The organism is Pseudoalteromonas sp. NZS100_1 (assembly GCF_015864285.1).
GTDB lineage: Bacteria > Pseudomonadota > Gammaproteobacteria > Enterobacterales > Alteromonadaceae > Pseudoalteromonas > Pseudoalteromonas arctica.
In genome coordinates, this window is the sequence record NZ_JADYXN010000289.1 from 1 (window position 1) to 545 (window position 545).

The following is a 545-nucleotide window of genomic DNA, read 5'->3' on the forward strand; positions in this document are numbered from 1 at the left end:
GACGCAGCCATCCCAGGCCACGGTGGCTGCCTGCCCATAGGGGCCAACCGGAGCAACAATGCTGGCCTTCCAACCGTCCGCTCCAGCCTTCAGCCCCGAAACATCGAAGCTGAGTTGACCATATTCATATTCCTTGAAGCCGGTCGTATCGGTCCGCTGATAGTTCCGCTTCAAATAGCCGCTGATATAACGCCGTTGTATCTGGCATTTTCCGCCCACCATCACACCCTGATAATTGTAGTAGCGACCATCCTGGTTGGTTGACCAACTCACCACTCGGTTGGCGCCGCTACCAGTCGAACTCTGGCAAGGCATTCGATGAGATCGAAGCGGCTTTCACGGAGCTGCGTGAAAGTGAAGAGGCGGTGTTGCGGATCACGGCCAGCAACACCTTCACCGAACGCCTGCTGGCGCGCCACATCGACAGCTTTCAGGCAGTGCACCCCGAACTTGAAATTCGACTCAATGTCGGCAACCGCTACGTCGACTTCGGCACCGAGCAAGTCGACGTGGCGATCCGCTGGGGTGGAGGCGTGTGGCCTGGC

2 protein-coding genes are annotated in these 545 nt (G+C 58.3%); one reads left to right on the forward strand and one right to left on the reverse strand.

Annotated features, from left to right (window positions below; translation table 11 throughout):
- Window positions 1–273, reverse strand: a 273-nt coding sequence (locus tag I6F66_RS21880; protein ID WP_197209862.1) for a hypothetical protein, incomplete at its 3' end; no start/stop codon positions are given.
- Between I6F66_RS21880 and I6F66_RS21885 the strand changes: the two genes are divergently transcribed.
- A partial coding sequence (locus tag I6F66_RS21885; protein ID WP_231611955.1) for a LysR substrate-binding domain-containing protein occupies window positions 261–545 on the forward strand: 285 nt, incomplete at its 3' end. The genes I6F66_RS21880 and I6F66_RS21885 overlap by 13 nt on opposite strands.